Here is a 21,336-nt window from a genome sequence, read left to right as displayed (position 1 = left end):
CGCATCAGGCGACGCCCGCCAGCCGCAGCAGCATCCCCGCCAGAGCGCAGGCAGCGATCACCGGGATCACGCCGACCTTGAAGCGGAACAATGCCACCGCCGCGGCGGCCGCGATGGCGAGCGCGACGACGTCGACAGGCGTCCCCCACTTCGGCGCGGCCAGCGCGATGTGCTGCAGGAAGAACAGCGCCAGCGTCGCGATCACGCCGACCACCGCCGCCGTGATCGCCGTCAGCGGCGCGGTGAAGCGCATCTGACCATGCGTGGCCTCCACCAGCGGCCCGCCGGCCAGGATGAAGAGGAAGGATGGCAGGAAGGTAAACCAGGTCACCACCGCCGCCGCCAAGGCAGCGCCCGCGAACAAGGCGTCGGGGCCCAGCACCTGGTGGGTCCAGCCGCCGACGAAGCCGACGAAGGCCACCACCATGATCAGCGGCCCCGGCGTGGTTTCGCCCAGCGCCAGCCCGTCGATCATCTGCAGGCCGGTGAGCCAGTGGAACTGCTCGACCGCGCCCTGGTAAACATAGGGCAGCACCGCGTAGGCGCCGCCGAAGGTGAGCAGCGCCGCCTTGGTGAAGAACCAGCCCATCTGCGCCAGCGTGCCCCACCGGTGCGCCGCCACCAGCAGCACCATGGGCAGCAGCCACAGCACCGCAGCCACGGCCAGCACGCGACCCAGCCGTCCCGGCGTGAAGCGCGCGTGCTCGGGCGTCGGCGTGTCGTCGTCGATGACGGCGCGCAGCTTGACCTGCGCGCCGCCCGCCGCGGCATGCGCACCCGCCAGCGCGAACTGCTCCGGCACGTAGCGGCCGCCGGCGACGCCGATCAAGGCGGCGCCCAGCACGACGAGGGGAAAGGGCAGCTTCAACACCGCGATCGCCACGAAGCTCGCCACCGCCACCGCCCACAGCAGCGGCGTGCGGGCCGGATGCTTGAGCGTGCGGCTGCCGATGCGCCACACCGCATGCAGCACGATGGCCGCGACGGCCGGCTTGATCCCGTAGAACAGGCCGTTGACCCAGCCCACGTTGCCGAACACCACGTAGACCCAGCTCAGGCCGATCAGGATCAGCAGCGAGGGCAGCACGAACAGCCCGCCCGCGGCAATCCCGCCCCAGGTGCGGTGCAGGAGCCAGCCGATGTAGGTGGCGAGCTGCTGGGCCTCAGGGCCGGGCAGCAGCATGCAGTAGTTCAGCGCGTGCAGGAAGCGGCGCTCGGAGATCCAGCGCTTCTGCTCCACCAGCTCGCGGTGCATGATCGCGATCTGCCCCGCCGGCCCGCCGAAGCTGATGAAGCCCAGGCGCAGCCAGAAGCGCAGCGCCTCGCCGAAAGGCACGGTGGCGCGCACTTCTTCGGCTGCCGGCATGGGTGCGACCGCGCTCACGACGCCGTCCCGCTCTGCGCGGCCTTGCGCACGCGCGGCGGCGGCGCGGCTTGCCAGGCCGCCACGCTCGCGGCCTCATCGACGCCGGGTTCCGGACCGTCGATGCCGCCTTGCAGCCAGCGCGCCTTCCAGCCGGCCTCGCGCAGCGTGCGCGCCGCTTCCTGGCTGACCTCGTGGCCATGCACGCAATAGACGACGACCTCGGCTGGCGGCCGGCTGCGCGCGAACGCGGCGACATCGGCGGGCGCGCAGTAGACCGCGCCGGGCAGCAGCCATTCGCTTTCGGCGAAGCGCTGCGGCCGCCGCACGTCCAGCAGCAAGGGCGGTGCGGCGCCGCGCAGCAGGGCGGCCAGTTCGGTGGGGGAAAGGGAAGGGGCAGCGGTGTCCACGGTGATGACTCCCGTCAGGGGTTGCCAGCGCTTGGACGGGACACCGTCTTTCCGGAAGGAGCCGGGAGGCTGTGTTCCCGGCTGCGCAAATCCTACCTCAGCCCCGCTCGAACTTGAAGACCGCGGTGCTGGCGGTGAGATTGGGCAGCATGCGCTTCACCTCTCCGTCCTGCAGGCCGAAGGCATCGAGGATGGCCAGGCCGTTGCGGGTGGCGAGCACCTCGAAGTCCTTGAAGGTGCCGACGCGGATGTTGGGCGTGTCGTACCACTGGTAGGGCAGGCGCTTGGTCACCGGCATGCGGCCGCGCAGGATCGACAGCCGGTTGGGCCAGTGCGCGAAGTTGGGGAAGGCGACCACGCCCAGCTTGCCCACGCGCGCCGTCTCGCGCAGCATGGTCTCGGCATTGCGCAGGTGCTGCAGCGTGTCGATCTGCAGCACCACGTCGAAGGAGGCGTCGTCGAACATCGACAGGCCTTCGTCCAGGTTCAGCTGGATCACGTTGACGCCGCGCTTGACGCAGGCGAGCACGTTGTCGTCGGCGATCTCCACGCCGTAGCCGCTGCAGCCGCGCTCGCGCTGCAGGTAGTCCAGCAGCGCGCCGTCGCCGCAGCCGAGGTCCAGCACGCGCGAGCCTTCGGGCACCAGCGCGGCGATGGTCTTCAGGGTGGCCCGGTCGCTCACAGCACCATCCTCTCGAAAAAGGAACGCACCACCGAGAGGTAGCGCGGGTCTTCCAGCAGGAAGGCGTCGTGGCCGTGCGGCGCGTCGATCTCGGCGTAGCTCACGTCGCGGTTGTTGTCGAGAAGCGCCTTGACGATCTCGCGGCTGCGCGCGGGCGAGAAGCGCCAGTCGGTGCTGAAGCTCACGAGCAGGAACTTCGCCGCGGCCGCCGCCAGCGCCTTGGCCAGGTTGCCGTTGAAGCGCTTGGCCGGATCGAAGTAGTCGAGCGCACGCGTGATCAGCAGGTAGGTGTTGGCGTCGAAGTACTCGCTGAACTTGTCGCCCTGGTAGCGCAGGTAGCTCTCGATCTGGAACTCGATGTCCTGGGTGCTGTACTTCAGGTCCAGGCCTTCGCGCAGCTGGCGGCCGAACTTCTCGTTCATCACGTCGTCCGAGAGGTACGTGATGTGGCCGATCATGCGGGCGATGCGCAGGCCGCGCTTGGGCACCACGCCATGCTGGTAGAAGTGGCCGCCGTGGAAGTCGGGGTCGGTGACGATGGCCCGGCGCGCGACTTCGTTGAAGGCGATGTTCTCGGCGTTGAGGTTGGGCGCGCTGGCCACCACCACCGCGTTGCGCACCCGCTGCGGATACTGCAAGGTCCACGACAGCGCCTGCATGCCGCCGAGGCTGCCGCCCATCACCGCGGCCAGCTTCTGCACGCCGAGGCCGTCGAGCAATCGCGCCTGCGCGTTGACCCAGTCTTCCACGGTCACCACCGGGAAGTCCGCGCCGTAGACCCGGCCGGTGTCGGGGTTCACGTGCATCGGGCCGGTGGAGCCGAAGCAGGAGCCCAGGTTGTTGACGCCGATCACGAAGAAGCGGTCGGTGTCCACCGGCTTGCCGGGGCCGATCATGGTGTCCCACCAGCCTTCGGAATTCTCCTGCCCCGCATAGATGCCCGCCACGTGGTGCGAGGCGTTCAGTGCATGGCAGATCAGGACGGCGTTGCTGGCATCGGCATTGAGCGTGCCGTAGGTTTCATAGGCCAGCGAGTAGCCGCGGATGGAGGCGCCGCTTTGCAGCGCAAGCGGCGCGTCGAACTGCATGGACCGTGGAGTCGCGATCAGTGTCATGGGCGGAAACGAAAAACCCGGCGCCGCGAAAGCGGCCCGGGTCGGGCATCTTTAGCGGCATTTATTGAGCGCCCGCAAGCGAGGCAAATCGGCGCTGGGAGAAGTATATCCGGGTGTCATTGCGGGCTCGACAAGGCGGGCAGGAGTGCCAGCACGCCCAGCACCAGGAACACCGCGGCGCCGATCGCATGCACGACGCGGATCGGCACCTTGCGCACGATCCGGTCGCCGAACCAGACCACCGGCGCGTTGGCCAGCATCATGCCCAGCGTCGTGCCCATCACCACCGGCGCCCAGCTGTCGAAGCGCGCGGCCAGCATCACGGTCGCGACCTGGGTCTTGTCGCCCATCTCGGCCAGGAAGAAGGCGATCACCGTCGCGCCGAACACGCCGAAGCGCGGCTTGGCGTCGGCGTCGCCTTCGTCGAGCTTGTCGGGCACCAGCATCCACAGCGCCATGGCGATGAAGGACAGCCCCAGCACCCAGCGCAGCACGTCCGGGCCGAGCGCGGTGGTGACCCAGGCGCCAAGCGCGCCGGCCAGCGCGTGGTTGACGATGGTGGCGACGAAGATTCCGGCCACGATGGGCCAGGGCCGGCGGAAGCGGGCGGCGAGGACGAGCGAGAGCAGCTGCGTCTTGTCGCCCATTTCGGCGAGCGCAACGATACCGGTGGAAACGAGGAAGGCTTGCATGGGATCTCCGGCCGGGGTGGTTCGAGCACGCCTTGACTGCACTGCTTCCCCGGCCTGGAACGGAGGCAATGCAGCCAAAGGTCTCGCCACTTCCGCTTGCGCCATGGACCGCGAGGTCCAAGTCTGTTGACGCAAACCCCTCGCCTTGCGCGAGGGAGGCTACTCCCCAATGACTGCCCGGATTGTACCTGCGCGACCGTTCGCACGGTTCTGGCGCGGTTATTGCTTCATGTTGGTGCCTTCGGCAGGAGACGGCCGAAAACGCACCAAACAAAAGCATTTCATCCAAAGACTACCCATGGAAGCACTAAAACAGGGCTCGGACGTCCTCTTCATCTTGCTAGGAGCCATCCTGGTCCTGGCCATGCACTCCGGCTTCGCCTTCCTGGAGCTGGGCACGGTGCGCAAGAAGAACCAGGTCAATGCGCTGGTGAAGATCCTGGTCGACTTCTCGATCTCGACGGTCGTCTATTTCCTCCTCGGCTACGCCGTGGCCTACGGCACCAGCTTCCTGGTCGGGGCCGACCAGCTGGTGGCCAAGAGCGGCTACGAGCTGGTGAAGTTCTTCTTCCTGCTCACTTTTGCCGCGGCGATCCCGGCGATCATCTCCGGCGGCATCGCCGAGCGCGCCCGCTTCGGCCCGCAGATGGTGGCCACGGCGGTCATCGTCGGCATCGTCTATCCCCTCTTCGAAGGCGTGGCCTGGAACCAGCGCTTTGGCATCCAGGGCTGGATCCAGGGACTGACCGGCGCCGAGTTCCACGACTTCGCCGGCTCCATCGTGGTCCACGCGGTCGGCGGCTGGCTGGCGCTGCCCGCCGTGATCCTGCTGGGCGCGCGCAGCAACCGCTACCGCAAGGACGGCGCGATCTCGGCCCACCCGCCGTCCAACATCCCGTTCCTGGCGCTGGGCGCCTGGATCCTCACGGTGGGCTGGTTCGGCTTCAACGTGATGAGCGCGCAGACCATCGACAAGGTCTCTGGCCTGGTGGCGGTGAATTCGCTGATGGCCATGGTGGGCGGCACGCTGGCGGCGCTGGCCCTCGGCCGCAACGACCCCGGCTTCGTCCACAACGGGCCGCTGGCGGGGCTGGTGGCTGTCTGCGCCGGCAGCGACCTGATGCACCCGCTGGGCGCGCTGGTGGTGGGCGGCTGTGCCGGCGCCATCTTCGTGGTGATGTTCACGCTGACGCAGAACCGCTGGAAGATCGACGACGTGCTGGGCGTCTGGCCGCTGCACGGCCTGTGCGGCCTGTGGGGCGGGCTGGCCGCCGGCATCTTCGGCAGCAAGGCGCTGGGCGGCCTGGGGGGCGTGAGCTTCGGCGCCCAGGCGATCGGCAGCCTGCTCGGCGTGGCGTGGGCGCTGGCCGCGGGTTTCGCCACCTATGGCATCCTGAAGCTCGCCACCGGCCTGCGGCTGTCGCCGGAAGAGGAATATGCCGGCGCCGACCTGGCCATCCACAAGATCGGCTCGACCCCGGAACGCGAGGCGAATTGGTGAGCCAGGGGCTGCAAGTGGCGTGAAGACGCCACATCCAGCCCCGATTGATGACTCAGGGGCCACCCTAATCCCCCCATTTCCGTAAAAGCCCCATAATGCGCACAGTGGACGTATTCACGTACCACAGGTTTGCGGTGTTTAGTCGGTCTAGCGTGGTTGTTGATTGCGTCTTGCGGACTCCATCGCGTTTTGCGTTTTTGACAGGAGTCCCTTGATGGGCAATAAACTTTACGTGGGGAACCTTCCCTACTCCTTCCGTGACAGCGACATGGAACAGGCTTTCGCCCAGTTCGGTACCGTCACGTCCGCCAAGGTCATGATGGAGCGCGACACCGGCCGTTCCAAGGGCTTCGGCTTCGTGGAAATGGGCAGCCCGGCGGAAGCGCAAGCTGCCATCGCCGGCATGAACGGCCAGCAGATCGGTGGCCGTGGCCTCGTGGTCAACGAAGCCCGCCCGATGGAACCCCGTGGCCCCCGTAGCGGTGGCGGCGGTGGTGGCTTCGGCGGCGGTGGCGGCGGCGGCTTCGGCGGCGGTGGCGGCGGCTACGGCGGCGGCGGCGGCGGTGGCCGTCGCGAAGGCGGCGGCGGTGGTGGCTACGGCGGCGGTGGCCGCGACCGCTACTAAGCACCGCGGAATCGTTCCGCAATTTCAAACAAAGGGCCTACGGGCCCTTTGTTTTTTGGCGCTTTCCCGGCGTCCGCCCCCTTGCCAGCTTTCTAATGTTCTGCTCCATAATGGAAAAGCGTGGTCTTCGTTTCCGGGGCTCCATCGCTACTCAGTCGTCCTTGTTTTTCTTCAGGAGTCCCCTTCGATGGGCAACAAACTGTACGTGGGCAATCTGCCGTACCAGGTGCGCGACAGCGATCTCGAACAAGCGTTCAGCCAGTTCGGCCAGGTCACCAGCGCCAAGGTGATGATGGAGCGCGAAACCGGCCGCTCCAAGGGCTTCGGTTTCGTCGAAATGGGCAGCGACGCGGAAGCCCAGGCCGCGATCAGCGGCATGAACGGCCAGTCCATGGGCGGCCGCAGCGTGGTGGTGAATGAAGCCCGCCCGATGGAAAGCCGCCCGCGCAGCGGCGGCTTCGGCGGCGGTGGAGGCGGCGGCGGCTACGGCGGCGGCGGTGGTGGTGGCGGCTACGGCGGTGGGGGCGGCGGTGGCCGTTCCGGCGGTGGCGGCTATGGCGGCGGCGGTGGCGGCGGCGATCGCCGCGGCGGCGGTGGTGGCGGCCAGGACGGCGGCTTTCGCAGCCCGTATGGCGCCGGCCCACGTGGCGGTGGCGGCCGTGGGGGTGGCGGCGGCGGCGGCGGTTATGGCGGCGGCGGCGGCAACAACTACTGAGCGCCCCTGCCCCAGAAGAAAGCGGCCTGCGGGCCGCTTTTGCTTTGGCGTCAGCCCTTGGCGCGATGCTTGCGCGCCCGCCCGCTCAAGGCCCGGTCGAACACCGCGTTCGGCAACAGGCGCAGCAGCTTGGCCACCACGCCCATCTGCCAAGGGATCACGCGGTAGCTCACCCCGCCCTCGATGGCGCGGAAGGCCGCATCGGCGAAGTCGGGCGCCTGCATCAGGAAAGGCATGCCGTAGCGGTTCTGCTGCGTCAGCGGCGTATCCACGTAGCCCGGGGCGATCGTCACCACCTGCACGCCGGTGCCGCGCAGCTCGCCGCGCAGGCTCTCGCAATAGCTCACCACCGCGGCCTTGCTGGCGCAATAAGCGCCGTGTCCGGGCAGGCCGCGGATCGCGGCGACGCTGGCGATGCCCACCAGCCGGCCGCTGCCGCGCGCGCGCATCGCCTTCACGAAAGGATGGAACGTGGCGGCCAGGCCCACGTTGTTGGTGGCGAAGGTACGCGCGATGACGTCGATGTCCTCGCGTTCCGCCGTGTCCACGCCCAGGCTGATGCCGGCGTTGGCGATCACCACGTCGGGCAGGCCCTGCTGCGCGATGCAGGCCTGGCCCGCGGCGACGATGCTGTCGGTGTCGGCAACATCGGCGCCGTAGACCCGCCAGCGTTCGGGCGGAATGCCTTGCGCCTTGGCCCACGCCGCGATCTCGTCGCTGCGCCGCGCCACCAGCGCGAGCCGCCAGCCGGCCTGGTGGTAGCGCCAGGCCAGGGCCTGGCCGATGCCGCTGGACGCGCCGGTGATGAAGGCCAGGCGGTCCATGCTCACTGCACGCCGGGCCTGGGCGTGATCACGCCCTTCACCCGGCCATTGAGCTGCATCACGCGGTTCAGGTTGTCGTAGTCCAGGCTGTCGCCCTCGAACACGTCGTCGCCGCGCTTGAGCGTGACCGGCTTGTTGGTCTTCAACTTCTCGCTGTTGGCGAAGACGTGCAGGAAATCGCTGCGGATCTCCAGCTTCGGCTGCGGCTTGCCCTGCGCGTCGTTGCCCTCGCGCGTGACCACCGCATGGCCGAACAGCTGCACTTCCGAGCCGTCGGCGTTGCTGAGCGCGCGGTCCGCCGTGGCCAGCGTCAAGGCGCCATGCTCGTTGTAGCTGCGCATGCGCGGCTTGGTGATCTCGGTGGTGTCGGTGTCCGGGAAGTGATGCGCTTCGGCGCCGTTCAGCTCGCTCTTCATGCGGCCGGCCGGGTCGAAGGTCTTCACCGAGAAGCCGCGCAGGAAATAGTCGGGCTCGTGCGTCGGCGCCGCCTTGGCCGTCGCCTTGGGCGCCGCCGGCGTGCTGCGCGCCAGCCAGTAGGTGCCCAGCGCCAGCACGCCCATCAGGATGACCGGCAGGTAGATGCTGAGGCGGTCGAAGGCGCGCGCATAAGGGCGGGGCGTCACCGGTATTCCTCCAGCAGCTTCGCGTATTGCCCGCTCGCCACCAGCAGCAGGTCGCAGAACTCGCGCGCGGCGCCTTGGCCGGCAGCCGCCTGCGTGACGTAGCGCGCGATGCCGCGCACTTCGGCATGCGCGTTCGGCGGCGCCACCGGCAGCGCGCAGCGGCGCAGCACGGGCAGGTCGGGCCAGTCGTCGCCCATGGCGGCCGCCTGCGACCAGTCCAGGCCCAGCGAGGCCAGCACTTTCTCGGCGGCGGGGCGCTTGTCTTCGGTGCCGTAGTGGACCTGGCTCACGCCCAGTGCCTCCAGCCGCTTGCGCAGCGGCGCGGAGTCGCGGCCGGTGATCACGGCCGGCGTGATGCCGGCGCGCTGCAGCAGCTTGAGCCCCAGGCCATCGAGGATGTTGAAGCGCTTGATGGTTTCGCCGTGCTCGGTGAACAGCAGGCTGCCATCGGTCATGACGCCGTCGACATCGAAGAAGGCGATCTTGATCCCTTGCGCGGCGAGCAGCAGCTCGGGCGCGAAGCTGAGAACCGGTCCCGGCATCAGATGACCTTGGCCCGCATCAGGTCGTTGCTGTTGATGGCGCCGCAGAGGATGCCGTCGGCGTCGACGACCAGCACGCTGGTGATGCGGTACTGCTCCATCATCTGCGCCGCTTCCGCCGCCAGGGCGTCCTTGCGGATGGTGCGCGGCCCCGGGTGCATCACGTCGCGCGCCTTCATGGCGCGCAGGTCGATGCCCTTTTCGATCAGGCGGCGCAGGTCGCCGTCGGTGAAGATGCCCAGCACGCGGCCGGCGTCGTCGACCACCGCCGAGGCGCCCAGGCCCTTGGCGCTCATCTCGCGCATCAGCGTCGGGAAGCTGGCATCGGGCAACACGCGCGGCACGGCGTCGCCGCTGCGCATGAGGTCGCTCAGGTGCGTCAGCAGCTTGCGGCCCAGGGCGCCGCCCGGGTGCGAACGGGCGAAGTCCTCGGCCTTGAAGCCGCGCGCGTCGAGCAGTGCGACCGCCAGTGCATCGCCCATGGCCAGTTGCGCCGTGGTGCTGGCCGTCGGCGCCAGGTTGAGCGGACAGGCTTCCTTGGCCACGCCGCAGTCCAGCACGAAGTCGGCGTGCTGCGCGAGGCTGGACTTGAGGTTGCCGGTCATGGCGACGATGGGCGTGCCCAGGCGCTTGAGCACCGGCAGGATGGCGGTGATCTCGTCGCTTTCGCCACCGTTCGAGATGAGCAGCACCAGGTCGACCGGCTTGATCATGCCCAGGTCGCCGTGGCTGGCCTCGGCCGGATGGACGAACATGGCCGGCGTGCCGGTGGAGGCCAGGGTGGCGGCCACCTTGCGGCCCACGTGGCCGCTCTTGCCCATGCCCATCACGACCACGCGCCCGCGCACGTCCAGCATGACCTGCACGGCGCTGGCGAAGCTGTCGCCCACGCGCTGCTTCAGGCCCAGGACGGCCTCGGCCTCGATGTCGAAGGTCTCGCGCGCCAGTTGCAGCGCGCGGACCCGGTCGAAACCGGAAGGGGGGAGGGACGCCTCGAGGGGCATCGGCAGGCTGGCGGAGGGCATCCGGCGATTTTAGGCGGCCCTGCTGATCGGGGCGGATAGGATATGTCGATGTCCTCCCTGGAGCTCGCACTCGTCTACCTGGTGGCCGCCGTGGCCGCGGTGGTGCTGTTCCGCTCGCTCAAGCTGCCGCCGATGCTCGGCTACCTGACGGTGGGGGTGCTGATCGGGCCGAATGCGCTGGCCCTGGCCGAGGACACGGCCAGCGTGCGCCACCTGGGCGAGTTCGGCGTGGTGTTCCTGATGTTCGTGATCGGCCTGGAGTTCAACCTCTCCAAGCTGCGCGCCATGCGCACCCATGTGTTCGGCCTGGGCATGTCGCAGGTGCTGCTGACCATCGCGGTCGGCACCTTCGGCCCGCTGCTGCTGGCGCCCTGGCTGCCGCCGTCCTGGCGCCTGAGCTGGCAGACGGCGCTGGCCTTGTCGGGTGCGCTGGCCATGAGCAGCACGGCCATCGTGGTGAAGATGATGTCCGAGCGGCTGGAGCTGGAGTCCGAGCACGGCAAGCGCGTGATCGGCGTGCTGCTGTTCCAGGACCTGGCCGTGGTGCCCTTGCTGGTGCTGATCCCGGCCCTGGGCAGTCCGCCCGAAGTGCTGTTCCGGGAGATCGGCTTCGCGCTGCTGAAGGCCGCCGCGCTGATCACGCTGCTGCTGGCGGGCGGGCAGCGCCTGATGCGCTGGTGGCTGACGCTGGTGGCCCGGCGCAAGAGCGAAGAGCTGTTCGTGCTGAACCTGCTGCTGGTGACGCTGGGCCTGGCCTGGATGACCGAAGCGGCGGGACTTTCGCTGGCGCTGGGCGCCTTCATCGCCGGCATCCTGATTTCCGAGACCGAATACAAGCATCAGGTGGAAGCCGACATCCGGCCTTTCCACGACGTGCTGCTCGGCCTGTTCTTCATCACGCTGGGCATGCTGCTCGATTGGCGCCCGGTGTTCGAGCGCTGGCAGCTGGTGCTGCTGCTGGTGTCGGCGCCGGTGCTGTTCAAGCTGGTGCTGGTGACGCTGCTGGCGCGCGGCTTCGGCGCCTCCGCCGGCGTGTCGCTGCGCACGGGCCTCTATCTCGCGCAGGCCGGCGAGTTCGGCTTCGTGCTGCTCACGCTGGCGCAGGAGCAGCAGCTGATCCCGCCGCGCCTGCTGAACCCGATCCTGGCCAGCATGGTGCTGTCGATGCTGGCTACGCCCTTCATCATCCAGTGGAGCAACCGGCTGGTGATGAAGCTGGTGGCGAGCGAATGGATGCTGCAGTCGCTGCAGATGACCAACATCGCGCGCAAGTCGATCAACACCAGCAAGCACGTGATCATCTGCGGCTACGGCCGCTGCGGCCAGAACCTGGCGCGCATGCTGGAGCAGGAAAACATTCCTTACATGGCGCTGGACCTGGACCCCGACCGCGTGCGCCAGGCCGCGGCCGCCGGCGACTCGGTGGTGTTCGGCGACGCCGCGCGGCTGCAGGCGCTGATGGCCGCGGGCCTGGCCCGCGCGTCCGCCGTCGTCATCACCTACCTCGACGTGCCAGGAGCGATGAAGGTTTTGGACAAGGCCCGCGCGCATGCGCCGCAGGTGCCGGTGATCGTGCGCACGCAGGACGACTTCGACCTCGAGAAGCTGATGGCCGCCGGCGCCACCGAGGTGGTGCCGGAGACATTGGAAAGCTCCTTGATGCTGGCCAGCCATGCACTGGCGCTGGTGGGCGTGCCGATGCGGCGCGTGATCCGCGTGGTGCAGGACCAGCGCGACGCGCGCTACAACCTGCTGCGCGGCTACTTCCACGGCGCCGACGACAGCACGGCGCAGGAAGTGGAGCAGGAACGGCTATCGACGCTCACCCTCACCGGCGATGCCGGGGGCGTGGGCCGCGTGCTGAGCACCTTCGCGCTGCCACAGCAGGGCGTGCGCGTGGTCAGCCTGCGCCGCGCCAACGGCCACCTGGTCGACACGGCCAGCGACCCGGCGCTGCAGGATGGCGATACGCTCGTGCTCTCCGGCCGGCCGGAAACGCTGGCGATGGCCGAGGAACTGCTGCTGCAAGGATGACGAACCCCATGAAGAACGACGACGACTTCAACGCCCGCGTGGGCGAATTCCTGCGCAGCCGCATCCGCACCGTGCCGGACTGGCCCTCGCCCGGCGTGCAGTTCCGCGACATCACGCCGCTGCTGCAGGACCCGCGCACCTTCCGCGTGCTCATCGACGCCTTCGTTCATCGCTACATGGAGCGCCGGCCCGACGTGGTCGCGGGCCTCGACGCGCGCGGCTTCATCCTCGGCTCCGTGGTCGCGTACGAACTGGGGGTGGGCTTCGTGCCGATCCGCAAGAAGGGCAAGCTGCCCTTCACGACGGTGGAAGAGACCTATGAGCTGGAGTACGGCAGTGCGACGGTGGAACTGCACACCGACGCGGTGCAGGCGGGCCAGCGCGTGCTGCTGGTGGACGACCTGATCGCCACCGGCGGCACCATGATGGCCGGCAAGAAGCTGCTGGAGAAGCTGGGCGCGACGGTGATGGAAGGCGTGGCGATCGTCGACCTGCCGGAGCTGGGGGGATCGCAGCGCTTGCGCGAAGGTGGACTCGACGTCTTCACGTTCGTCCACTTCGGCGGGCACTGAGCCCGCTCAGCGCAACTCGCCGTACTGCGTGCCGCTCAACTGGCTGTCCTGGCCGCCGCTGGCCATCTCGGTGTCCTCGAACCCCGTCAGCAGCGTGTAGCTTTGCTTGCCGGTCGGATTCGCGGTGGCCAACGCCGCCTCGCCGCGCGTGCTGGCGGCCAGGGCGCGCTTGAAGGCAATCACTTCTTCCGGCGCCGGTCCCGTTGCCGCGTGCAACTCCGCCGGCCGTGAGACAGCGGGCCGCTGCGCGCGTGGCTGGGCCTGGGGTGCCTGCGGCGCCGGCGCTGCCGGCTGCTGCACGCGCGGCGCCGGGTCGCCCACCGCCACGTGTTCGTTCGAGCGCCAGTAGACCGCGGTCACCAGGATGTCGTAGCGCTGCTTGGCGCCCTGCGCGACCATCGCCTCGATCTCGGCCAGCCGCGCGGTGTCGCTGTTGGCGCCCTGCGCCAGGTCGACCATCACCATGAACTGGCGGCCGCGCGTGTCGAGCGACAGCACCTTGAACTTGTACGTCGACGACAGCACACCCGCGCGCACCATCGCCTCGCGCACCACCGCATAGAGCAGCTCGCGGCGCGCCATGCGTTCCTGCTTCTTGTTGGCGGGCTGGGCCGTGCCGGCCTGGCGCGGTGCGTTGAAGGGACGCGTGGAGTCCAGGCGCGAAAGTCCGGAGCTGGGCATCACGGAGGCGGCGGGCTCGTGCTTCTTCCTGGGAGCGAACCAGTCAAACAGGGACATCTTGGTCTTTCCGGCGGCGTGGTTCTGGGAGTTGGAGGGCCGCGATTCCAGTGTAGGAAACGCGTTGTACTGCGTGGCGGGCTTTTGTCACGAACGAGGGTCCTGCGAGCCTGCGTGTTGCGTTTGCGCTCAGGTGACCGCGATGCGCTTGGGCTTGTTGCTCAGGCGGCGCGACACCAGCGCGCCGAGGGCCATCGCGATCTCCACCGCCAGCGCGGGCTGCCGGTTGGTGAGCTCGGTGAAGCGGATCGGCGTCAGCGTCCAGATCTTGCACACGCTGGCCGCCTGCACCGTCGCACTGCGCGGGTTGCGGCTGAAGAAAGCGCCTTCACCGACGGCGGAGCCCGCGTCCACCGTCGCGAGCCGCAGGCGGCCCTTGTCGTCTTCGTAGTGCACGGTCAGCTGTCCCGACTCGACGAAGTACACCGTGCGGTCGGTGGCGTTCTGCTGGATCAGCACCTGGCCCTGCTGCAGCGCGAAGGGCTGCAAGTAGGTGCCGAACAGCTCCCACTGCTTGGGGGTGAGCTGCGGGTGGAACGCGTCCATCGACTGGTTGTGCGCGCTGGCGTGCACGAGGCCCTGGACGTCGAAGTGGATGGGGGTGCGAAGCGGGGCGTTCATGCGAGCGAACAGTACGTGCCCGCCCGCAGGGGCACAAGCTTTGTTAGCGACCGATTACACGAGATACCGGCGCGACGCCGGTGTAACCCGCGGCGCGGACAAGCGGTCGCGCCGCGCGGATCAGCGGTCGCCAGCCTTGCTATGCGATCGCGCCCGGCGTGGCTGCGATGGCCCATGGCACGGGCACCAGCGACATCGTCGGCAAGGCGCGTGCGGCATCGGTGCACAGCACGCCGATGTCGAGGATGCCGGCGCCGAAGGGCGTGGGCTGCCAGCCGGGCGGCCGGCGCGCGGTGTCCATCGCCGCTTGCCGGAACGCTTCGACGCGCGCCGAGCCCGGCCCGTACATCGCGGCGATCTGCGGACCCCAGCGCAGCAGCCACAAGGCGGCGGCGCCGGTGGTGATGGCGGTGGCGTACGACGTGCCGTCCCCGCCATCGGCGAAATCCTTGCCGACGCCGTTGCGCTGCGGATTGGCGCGGAAGATGCCCGCCGCGGGCGCGCTGAAGGCGACTTGCGGTCCGAAGGAACTGCCGTTCCAGGGCAGGCTCTGGAAAGTGGTGCCCGCGACGGCGATCGCGGTGTCGAGCGCGGCCGGCACGACGACCTCGTTGACGCCGTTGCCCGCCGCGCAGACCACGATCACGCCCGCACTGCGCGCACGCGCCATCGCATTGCGCACATCGGGCGACGCTTGCGGCGGGAACATGCCGAGGCTGATGTTGATGACGCTCACCTTCGCTTCCGCGACGAGGTAATCGAGCGCCTGGATGAATTCCGCCTGCCGCGTGTTGATGGCCACCGAGTCGGTGATGCGCACCACCACGTGCGGCACCTTGGGCGCGATGCCGCGGTACCGGAAGCCGTCGGGCAAGTCGAAGCAGCCCGAGATGGTGGCGCCTATGCGCGTGCCGTGGCCCTTGGAGACCGCGCCGAAAGGCATGGGGTCGACGCCGGGCGTGGTGATGGGGAAGGGTTCGAAGGTGCGGCAGTCGGCCTGCGCGATCCAGCTCGCGTTGGGAAAGCCGTAGGCGGCGTGGCGCGTGTAGCCGGTGTCGATCTGGCCGACCCGGATGCCGCCCCAGTCGATGGCGTCGGGGCCGCCCACCTGCTGCCAGGCCGCGCGCACGTTGACCGCTTCGAGGTGCCACGCGCGGCCACCGGCGGCGGCGGGCACGGCGACCACTTCGCGCGGCTCCAGGTCTTCGGCGATCCGCTGGCGGTAGAGGACATCGGCCTCGAGGTCGGTGATGGATTCGCAGCGATTGGCGCCGGCCTTGCGCACCAGCAGGTCGTCGACGCTCTTGCCCGGGTTCTGCTGCAGCAGGTAATCCACCACGTGGCCGCGGACGATGCCTTCGCGCACGCCCACCTGCTCCACGCCCACGTCGAGGCTTTCGCCCGCGAGTGCCTTGAGCTTGCCGCGGTACTCGGCAAAGGTTCTGTTGTCGGGCAGGATGACCTTGAATGCGTCCATGGCGACCTCCGAAGCTGGGGTCACAGCATAGGACGGCGGCCGGCGGCCGGAAACCCCTCTATTTGCCGATGCAGAAGCGGCTGAAGATCACGCCCAGCAGGTCATCGGCGCTGAACTCGCCGGTGATTTCGCTGAGCGCGTTCTGCGCGAGGCGCAGCTCTTCCGCGAGCAGGTCCAGCGCCTGGGCCTGGCGCGCCAGCAGGCCCGCGGCTTCCATCAGGTGCGCGCCGACGCGGCGCAGTGCATGCAGGTGGCGCTCGCGGGCGATGAAGACGCCTTCGGGCGCGGCCTGGTAACCGGCGATGTCGAGCAGCTGCTTGCGCAGCTCGTCGAGGCCGGCGCCGGTCTTGGCGGAGAGCTTCAGGAAGCCCTGGGTTCCCGCCTGCGCGGGGATCACGTCGGATTTGTTCCAGACGTCGATCACAGGCACGTCTTCCGGCAGCTTCGCGCGGATCGCATCATCCGCTTCGCGGTACTCGCGCGATTCGGCGCGCGTCAGGTCGTGCAGGAACACCACCGCATCCGCCTTCTCGATCTGCCCCCAGGCGCGCGCTATGCCGATCTGCTCCACCTGGTCCGCGCCCTCGCGCAGGCCGGCCGTGTCCACCACGTGCAGCGGCACGCCTTCGATCTGGATGGTCTGCCGCACGACGTCGCGCGTGGTGCCGGGGATCGGCGTGACGATCGCGAGTTCGGCGCCGGCCAGGGCGTTCAGCAGCGAGCTCTTGCCCGCGTTGGGCTGGCCGGCGATCACCACGTGCAGGCCCTCGCGCAGCAAGGCGCCCTGGCGCGCGCGCTGCATCACTTCGCCCAGCCTGAGTTGCAAACGTTCCAGCTGCCCGACCGCGTCGGCCTTCTGCAGGAAGTCGATCTCTTCTTCGGGGAAATCGAGCGTGGCCTCCACCAGCATGCGCAGGTTGACCAGCGCATCGCGCAGCGTGTGCACCTCGCGCGAGAACTCGCCGGCGAGCGAACGCGTCGCGCTGCGCGCGGCCGCTTCGGTGCTGGCATCGATCAGGTCGGCGATCGCCTCGGCTTGCGCCAGGTCCAGCTTGCCGTTGAGGAAGGCCCGTTGCGTGAACTCGCCGGGTTCGGCCACGCGGGTCGAAATCGCAGCGCCGGCTTCGAGGCAGCGCGCCAGCAGCAGCTGCAGCACCACCGTGCCGCCGTGCGCCTGCAGCTCCAGCACGTCCTCGCCGGTGTACGAATGCGGCGCGGGGAAGTGGATGGCCAGGCCCTGGTCGAGGATGCCGCCGTCGGCCGCGCGAAAAGGCAGGTAGGTCGCCTCGCGTGGCTTCAGTTCACGGCCGCAGACCGCAGCGATGATGGGCCGCACATCGCGCGCCGAGACGCGCACGATCCCCACCGCGCCGCGGCCGGGGGCAGTGGCTATGGCGGCGATGGGCTGGTCGAGGCGGGCGAGCATGGAACGAGTATGTCATTCCCGCGGAGGCGGGAATCCAGGGCGTTCGCCAAAGAGAAAAGGCCGCTTGCGCGGCCTCTCTGGATCCCAGCCTGCGCTGGGATGACCCTCCGATGAGCGCTGCGCGCCCGTGGGAGGGTCATTTGAACTTCGGCAGGTTGAACTCCGGCGGCACGCCCATGCGCACGTTGATCAGCCACTGCTGCGCGATCGACAGCACGTTGTTGGTGATCCAGTACAGCACCAGGCCGGCCGGGAAGAAGAAGAACATCACCGAGAACGCCAGCGGCATGATCCACATCATCTTGGCCTGCATCGGGTCCGGCGGCACCGGGTTCAGCGCGGTCTGCAGCAGCGACGACAGCGTCATCACGGCCGGCAGGATGAAGTAGGGGTCGGGCGTCGACAGGTCGTGGATCCAGCCGATCCAGGGCGCATTGCGCATCTCGATCGAGGACAGCAGCACCCAGTACAGCGCGATGAACACCGGGATCTGGATGAAGATCGGCAGGCAGCCGCCCAGCGGGTTGACCTTCTCCTCCTTGTAGATGCGCATCATCTCCTGCTGCATCTGCTGCGGGTTGTCCTTGTAGCGCTCGCGCATGGCCATGACCTTCGGGTTCACGGCCTTCATCTTGGCCATGCTCTCGTAGCCCTTGGCCTGCAGCCAGTAGAAGGCGATCTTGATCAGCAGCACCAGCGCCATGATCGACCAGCCCCAGTTGCCGATGAAGGAGTGCAGCTGGTTCAGCAGCCAGTACAGGGGCTTGGCCAGGATGGTCAGCCAGCCGTAGTCCTTCACCAGGTCCAGGCCGGGCGCCAGCGCTTCGAGCTTCTTCTCTTCTTCCGGGCCGGAGTACAGCTTGGCATCGACGGCCACGGTGGCGCCGGGCGGCACCGTCACCGGCGCGATCATGCCCACGGCGTACTGGTTCTCGTCGACCTTGCGCACGAAGTTGTCGCGCTTCACGCCCTGGCCCAGGATCCAGGCGCTGACGAAGTAGTGCTGCACCATCGCGACGTAGCCGTTGTCCGAGCTCTTGTCGACTTCGGCCTTGCCCTTCTCGATGTCCTTGAACTCCACCTTGTGGAACTTCTTGGCCTCGGTGTAGACCGCCGGGCCGGTGAAGGTGGAATAGAAGGACGAGGAGCCGGTGGCATCGGTGCCGTCGCGCACCAGTTGCAGGTAGACCTGCGGCGACACCGGCGTCGTGCCCGTGTTCACCACTTCATGCTTCACGCCGATGTCGTAGACGCCGCGATGCAGGGTGTAGGTCTTGACCAGCTTCACGCCGCCTTGCACCGGCGACTCGAACTTGACCACCAGGTCGTTGGCGCCGTCCTTCAGGTTGCGGTCGCCCGGCAGCACGGTCATCACCGTCTTGTGGTTCGGGAAGTCGCCGCCGATCAGGCCGCTTTGCGCCACGTAGATGCGTCCACCGCTCTGGTCCATCAGCGTGAAGGTGGGGGTGTCCTTGTCGCCGCGGATCTTGAGGAATTCGGTCTTCACGACCTGGCCGCCTTCGCTGTCGAAGGTGACGCGCATCAGGTCGGTGGTGACGCTGAAGCGCTCGCGCGGCACGGCCGGCGCGGCGCCCGTGGCGGGCACGGCGCCCGGCACGGTGTTGGCGGCAGGCACGGCGCCCGGCGCGCCGGCGATCGGCGCGGGCACGCTGGCGGCGCCGCTGGGCGTGGTCGCCGTGGCGGTGGCGGCCGGCTTGGCGCTCGGGAAGAAGGTCGCCGGCTTGCCGTTGTAGACCTGCCATTGGTCCCACAGCATCACCATGGAAAAGCCGAAGATCACCCAGAGGATGGTGCGGCGGATGTCGGTCATGGAAGCTTCTTTTCTTGAACGGGCACGTCGGCCCAGCGGCTGAACAGCCGCGGCGGAACGGCGGGCACGGGGTCGAGCCCGCCGGCGCACCAGGGATGGCAGCGCGCGATGCGCGCCACCGTGAGATAGGCGCCGGCGGCGGCGCCATGGCGCTGCAGCGCCTCCAGCGAATACACCGAGCAGGTGGGCGTGAAGCGGCAGGCCGAGCCGAGCCAGGGCGAGAGCACCAGGCGGTAGCCCTTGACGATGGCGATCAGCAGCTGCTTCATGCCTTCACGCGCTCGAACAGCTGCTGCAACTCGGCGCGCACGACGGACTTCAACGCATCGCTCCAGGCGCTGGGGAATTCCTTGCGCGCGAAGTCCGTCCGCAGCCGCACCACGAGGGCGGCGACGGGGAGGCGGGCTTCGAAAGCCGAGCTCACGCTGTAGATCTGCCGCTTGATGCCATTGCGGGTGACGGCCCGCTTGGCCCAGCGCTTGGGCACCACCGCGCCGATCCACGGTTGATCGGCAACGACAAACAGGGCCGTGGGTCCTGCGGACCCGCGGCCCTTGGCCGATACAGGAAGGGACCCTGCGGGTCCGGGCTGCTCCGATGGCGGCCGGGGGGACGCCGAGAGCGCATCGAGGCTGCAACGATGCAGCACGAAGTGCGGCGTCCTGGAGATGGTGCCACCGGCCATGGCCGCCTCGAACTGTGCCCGGGTCTTGAGCCGCTGCACGGAACGCGAGGCAAGCGCAGGCTGCGCTGGCGGGCGCGTGGCGATCAGGCAGCCAGGCGCTTGCGGCCCTTGGCGCGGCGGGCGTTGATGACGGCACGGCCGCCACGGGTCTTCATGCGGACCAGGAAGCCGTGGGTACGCGCGCGGCGCACTTTGGAGGGTTGGTAGGTGCGTTTCATGTTGCTTCTCGGAAAACCCGGCATTATCGGCCAAAAGCCGCTCCCGGGCAAACACGGGTCTATTCGCGGACCTATTGCACGGCACCTGAGGAAGCATGTTCTCATGCCGCAACCGTCTTTGTGGATATGCTGTGCGTCAACTAGAATGCGCCGTTTCGCGCGACAAAACTAATCCACAGGAGCGACGGGGCACATGAGCGAGGGGCAACACAACAGGCTGGCCGCCACGGCGAGCCTGGGCGCGGGCGACAGCCTCTGGCAGGCGTGCGTCGACCAGCTAGCGCAGGAGCTGCCCGACCAGCAATTCAGCACCTGGATCAAGCCCCTGGTGGCCCAGGTGAGCGAGGATTTTTCACGGGTTACGCTGTTCGTCGCCAACCGATTCAAGCTCGATTGGGTGCGCGCGCAGTACGCCGGCAAGATCGCCGCCGTCCTGGAAAAGCTCTATGGGCAACCCGTGCAGCTCGAGTTAGCGATCACTCCACGGGACAACACGGCACGCGTCTACCCGGCGCCGGCCGCCGCGGCCAACGTGCCGCTGTCCGAACCGGCCGAGGTGGAAGAAGATGCCGGCCCGGCCGCCTTCAAGACCCGGTTGAACACGGCACTGACCTTCGACACCCTGGTCGAGGGCACCGCCAACCGCATGGCGCGGGCCGCGGCCATGCATGTGTCGGGCACGCCCGGCCACCTGTACAACCCCTTGTTCATCTACGGTGGCGTCGGCCTGGGGAAAACCCACCTTGTGCATGCCGTCGGAAACAAGCTGCTGGCCGATAAACCGGGCTCCAAGGTCCTGTACATCCATGCCGAACAGTTCGTGTCGGACGTGGTCAAGGCCTACCAGCGCAAGACCTTCGACGAGTTCAAGGAGCGCTACCACTCGCTCGACCTGCTGCTGATCGACGACGTCCAGTTCTTCGCCAACAAGGACCGCACGCAGGAGGAGTTCTTCAACGCCTTCGAGGCGCTGCTGGCCAAGAAGAGCCACATCGTCATGACCTCGGACACCTATCCGAAGGGCCTGGCGGACATCCACGAGCGCCTGGTCTCGCGCTTCGATTCCGGCCTCACGGTCGCCATCGAGCCGCCCGAGCTGGAAATGCGGGTGGCCATCCTGATCAACAAGGCGCGCTCCGAAGGCACCGAGATGCCGGAGGAAGTGGCCTTCTTCGTGGCGAAGAACGTGCGTTCCAACGTGCGCGAGCTCGAAGGCGCGCTGCGCAAGATCCTGGCGTATTCGCGTTTCAACCAGAAAGAGATCTCGATCCAGCTGGCACGCGAAGCGCTGCGCGACCTGCTGTCGATCCAGAACCGGCAGATCAGCGTGGAGAACATCCAGAAGACGGTGGCCGACTACTACAAGATCAAGGTCGCCGACATGTACAGCAAGAAGCGCCCGGCCTCGATCGCCCGCCCGCGCCAGATCGCGATGTACCTGGCCAAGGAACTCACGCAAAAGAGCCTGCCCGAGATCGGCGAACTGTTCGGCGGCCGCGACCACACGACGGTGCTGCACGCGGTGCGCAAGATCTCGGCGGAGCGGCAGAACGTGACCGAATTGAACCAGCAGCTGCACGTGCTCGAACAGACCCTGAAGGGTTGAGCCCGGCCAGG

23 protein-coding genes and 1 riboswitch are annotated in these 21,336 nt (G+C 68.3%); of the genes, 6 read left to right on the top strand and 17 right to left on the bottom strand.

Going from position 1 to position 21,336, the window contains the following annotated elements; genetic code table 11:
- Positions 1–4: 4 nt before the first annotated feature.
- From chrA to LZ009_RS17780, 5 genes are all read right to left on the bottom strand, one after another.
- Complete coding sequence (gene chrA / locus LZ009_RS17800) at positions 5–1,366, bottom strand: chromate efflux transporter (RefSeq protein WP_275699643.1); 1,362 nt, start codon at positions 1,364–1,366, stop codon at positions 5–7.
- A 14-nt stretch (positions 1,367–1,380) separates the two neighbouring features.
- A complete protein-coding gene (locus tag LZ009_RS17795) occupies positions 1,381–1,773 on the bottom strand; it encodes a rhodanese-like domain-containing protein (protein ID WP_275699308.1) in 393 nt (130 codons plus the stop codon).
- Positions 1,774–1,870: 97 nt separating this feature from the next.
- Entirely contained in the window at positions 1,871–2,455 is a 585-nt protein-coding gene (gene metW / locus LZ009_RS17790; protein ID WP_275699307.1) for a methionine biosynthesis protein MetW, read from the bottom strand.
- On the bottom strand, positions 2,452–3,570 hold the full coding sequence (metX, locus tag LZ009_RS17785) for a homoserine O-succinyltransferase MetX (protein ID WP_275699306.1): 1,119 nt from the start codon (positions 3,568–3,570) through the stop codon (positions 2,452–2,454). The genes metW and metX overlap by 4 nt, the downstream gene beginning before the upstream one ends.
- Before the next feature lie 116 nt (positions 3,571–3,686).
- Positions 3,687–4,262, bottom strand: coding sequence for a TMEM165/GDT1 family protein (locus LZ009_RS17780; RefSeq protein WP_275699305.1), 576 nt, complete (start codon positions 4,260–4,262; stop codon positions 3,687–3,689).
- A riboswitch (yybP-ykoY riboswitch) is annotated at positions 4,263–4,443 on the bottom strand.
- 117 nt (positions 4,444–4,560) lie between these two features.
- Between LZ009_RS17780 and LZ009_RS17775 the strand changes: the two genes are divergently transcribed.
- The 3 genes from LZ009_RS17775 (at position 4,561) to rbp (LZ009_RS17765) (ending at position 7,103) form a co-directional block, all read left to right on the top strand.
- The gene (locus LZ009_RS17775; protein WP_275699304.1) at positions 4,561–5,763 is read left to right on the top strand and encodes an ammonium transporter; all 1,203 of its coding nucleotides are present in this window, start codon (positions 4,561–4,563) and stop codon (positions 5,761–5,763) included.
- 214 nt (positions 5,764–5,977) lie between these two features.
- Positions 5,978–6,388 carry an RNA-binding regulator gene (gene rbp, locus LZ009_RS17770; protein ID WP_275699303.1) on the top strand — a complete coding sequence of 137 codons (411 nt, stop codon included), beginning with the start codon at positions 5,978–5,980 and terminating at the stop codon, positions 6,386–6,388.
- Between the two features lie 187 nt (positions 6,389–6,575).
- The gene (gene rbp, locus LZ009_RS17765; RefSeq protein ID WP_275699302.1) at positions 6,576–7,103 is read left to right on the top strand and encodes an RNA-binding regulator; all 528 of its coding nucleotides are present in this window, start codon (positions 6,576–6,578) and stop codon (positions 7,101–7,103) included.
- A gap of 50 nt (positions 7,104–7,153) precedes the next feature.
- Here rbp (LZ009_RS17765) and LZ009_RS17760 read toward each other — a convergent pair whose 3' ends face one another.
- The 4 genes from LZ009_RS17760 to LZ009_RS17745 are packed head-to-tail and all read right to left on the bottom strand — an operon-like array spanning position 7,154 to position 10,096.
- Positions 7,154–7,927: an SDR family oxidoreductase gene (locus LZ009_RS17760; protein WP_275699301.1), complete on the bottom strand. Its 774-nt coding sequence runs from the start codon at positions 7,925–7,927 to the stop codon at positions 7,154–7,156.
- 2 nt (positions 7,928–7,929) lie between these two features.
- Positions 7,930–8,550, bottom strand: coding sequence for an LPS export ABC transporter periplasmic protein LptC (gene lptC, locus LZ009_RS17755; RefSeq protein WP_275699300.1), 621 nt, complete (start codon positions 8,548–8,550; stop codon positions 7,930–7,932).
- Positions 8,547–9,092, bottom strand: coding sequence for a KdsC family phosphatase (locus LZ009_RS17750; RefSeq protein WP_275699299.1), 546 nt, complete (start codon positions 9,090–9,092; stop codon positions 8,547–8,549). Before LZ009_RS17750 ends, lptC begins: the two co-directional genes overlap by 4 nt.
- The gene (locus LZ009_RS17745) at positions 9,092–10,096 is read right to left on the bottom strand and encodes a KpsF/GutQ family sugar-phosphate isomerase (RefSeq protein WP_430300395.1); all 1,005 of its coding nucleotides are present in this window, start codon (positions 10,094–10,096) and stop codon (positions 9,092–9,094) included. The genes LZ009_RS17750 and LZ009_RS17745 overlap by 1 nt, the downstream gene beginning before the upstream one ends.
- 69 nt (positions 10,097–10,165) lie before the next feature.
- On the opposite strand from LZ009_RS17745, the gene LZ009_RS17740 reads away from it, so the two are divergent.
- Positions 10,166–12,151, top strand: coding sequence for a cation:proton antiporter (locus tag LZ009_RS17740; RefSeq protein ID WP_275699297.1), 1,986 nt, complete (start codon positions 10,166–10,168; stop codon positions 12,149–12,151).
- An 8-nt stretch (positions 12,152–12,159) separates the two neighbouring features.
- The gene (locus tag LZ009_RS17735; protein ID WP_275699296.1) at positions 12,160–12,723 is read left to right on the top strand and encodes an adenine phosphoribosyltransferase; all 564 of its coding nucleotides are present in this window, start codon (positions 12,160–12,162) and stop codon (positions 12,721–12,723) included.
- Positions 12,724–12,729: 6 nt separating this feature from the next.
- On the opposite strand, the gene LZ009_RS17730 is transcribed toward LZ009_RS17735, so the two are convergent.
- The 8 genes from LZ009_RS17730 to rpmH all read right to left on the bottom strand — a co-directional run bounded on the left by LZ009_RS17730 (position 12,730) and on the right by rpmH (position 19,719).
- Positions 12,730–13,461, bottom strand: coding sequence for a hypothetical protein (locus LZ009_RS17730; protein WP_275699295.1), 732 nt, complete (start codon positions 13,459–13,461; stop codon positions 12,730–12,732).
- Positions 13,462–13,590: 129 nt separating this feature from the next.
- Positions 13,591–14,082: a Crp/Fnr family transcriptional regulator gene (locus LZ009_RS17725; protein WP_275699294.1), complete on the bottom strand. Its 492-nt coding sequence runs from the start codon at positions 14,080–14,082 to the stop codon at positions 13,591–13,593.
- Positions 14,083–14,221: 139 nt separating this feature from the next.
- A complete protein-coding gene (locus tag LZ009_RS17720) occupies positions 14,222–15,559 on the bottom strand; it encodes a S8 family peptidase (RefSeq protein ID WP_275699293.1) in 1,338 nt (445 codons plus the stop codon).
- A gap of 58 nt (positions 15,560–15,617) precedes the next feature.
- Positions 15,618–16,985 carry a tRNA uridine-5-carboxymethylaminomethyl(34) synthesis GTPase MnmE gene (mnmE, locus tag LZ009_RS17715; protein WP_275699292.1) on the bottom strand — a complete coding sequence of 456 codons (1,368 nt, stop codon included), beginning with the start codon at positions 16,983–16,985 and terminating at the stop codon, positions 15,618–15,620.
- Positions 16,986–17,121: 136 nt separating this feature from the next.
- Positions 17,122–18,816 carry a membrane protein insertase YidC gene (yidC, locus tag LZ009_RS17710; RefSeq protein ID WP_275699291.1) on the bottom strand — a complete coding sequence of 565 codons (1,695 nt, stop codon included), beginning with the start codon at positions 18,814–18,816 and terminating at the stop codon, positions 17,122–17,124.
- Positions 18,813–19,085: a membrane protein insertion efficiency factor YidD gene (gene yidD, locus LZ009_RS17705; RefSeq protein ID WP_275699290.1), complete on the bottom strand. Its 273-nt coding sequence runs from the start codon at positions 19,083–19,085 to the stop codon at positions 18,813–18,815. The genes yidC and yidD overlap by 4 nt, the downstream gene beginning before the upstream one ends.
- A complete protein-coding gene (locus LZ009_RS17700; RefSeq protein ID WP_275699289.1) occupies positions 19,082–19,540 on the bottom strand; it encodes a ribonuclease P protein component in 459 nt (152 codons plus the stop codon). Before LZ009_RS17700 ends, yidD begins: the two co-directional genes overlap by 4 nt.
- A 44-nt stretch (positions 19,541–19,584) precedes the next feature.
- Positions 19,585–19,719 (bottom strand): 50S ribosomal protein L34, encoded by a 135-nt coding sequence (rpmH, locus tag LZ009_RS17695; protein WP_145893359.1) that lies wholly within the window; start codon positions 19,717–19,719, stop codon positions 19,585–19,587.
- A gap of 193 nt (positions 19,720–19,912) precedes the next feature.
- Here rpmH and dnaA point away from each other — a divergent pair, with 193 nt between their 5' ends.
- Positions 19,913–21,325: a chromosomal replication initiator protein DnaA gene (dnaA, locus tag LZ009_RS17690; RefSeq protein WP_275699288.1), complete on the top strand. Its 1,413-nt coding sequence runs from the start codon at positions 19,913–19,915 to the stop codon at positions 21,323–21,325.
- Positions 21,326–21,336: the final 11 nt, after the last annotated feature.

The sequence above is a fragment of the Ramlibacter paludis genome (assembly GCF_022012305.1).
Classification (GTDB): domain Bacteria; phylum Pseudomonadota; class Gammaproteobacteria; order Burkholderiales; family Burkholderiaceae_C; genus Ramlibacter; species Ramlibacter paludis.
The sequence above is the reverse complement of the archived record's forward strand: the minus strand, read 5'-3'. Positions and strand labels throughout refer to the sequence as shown.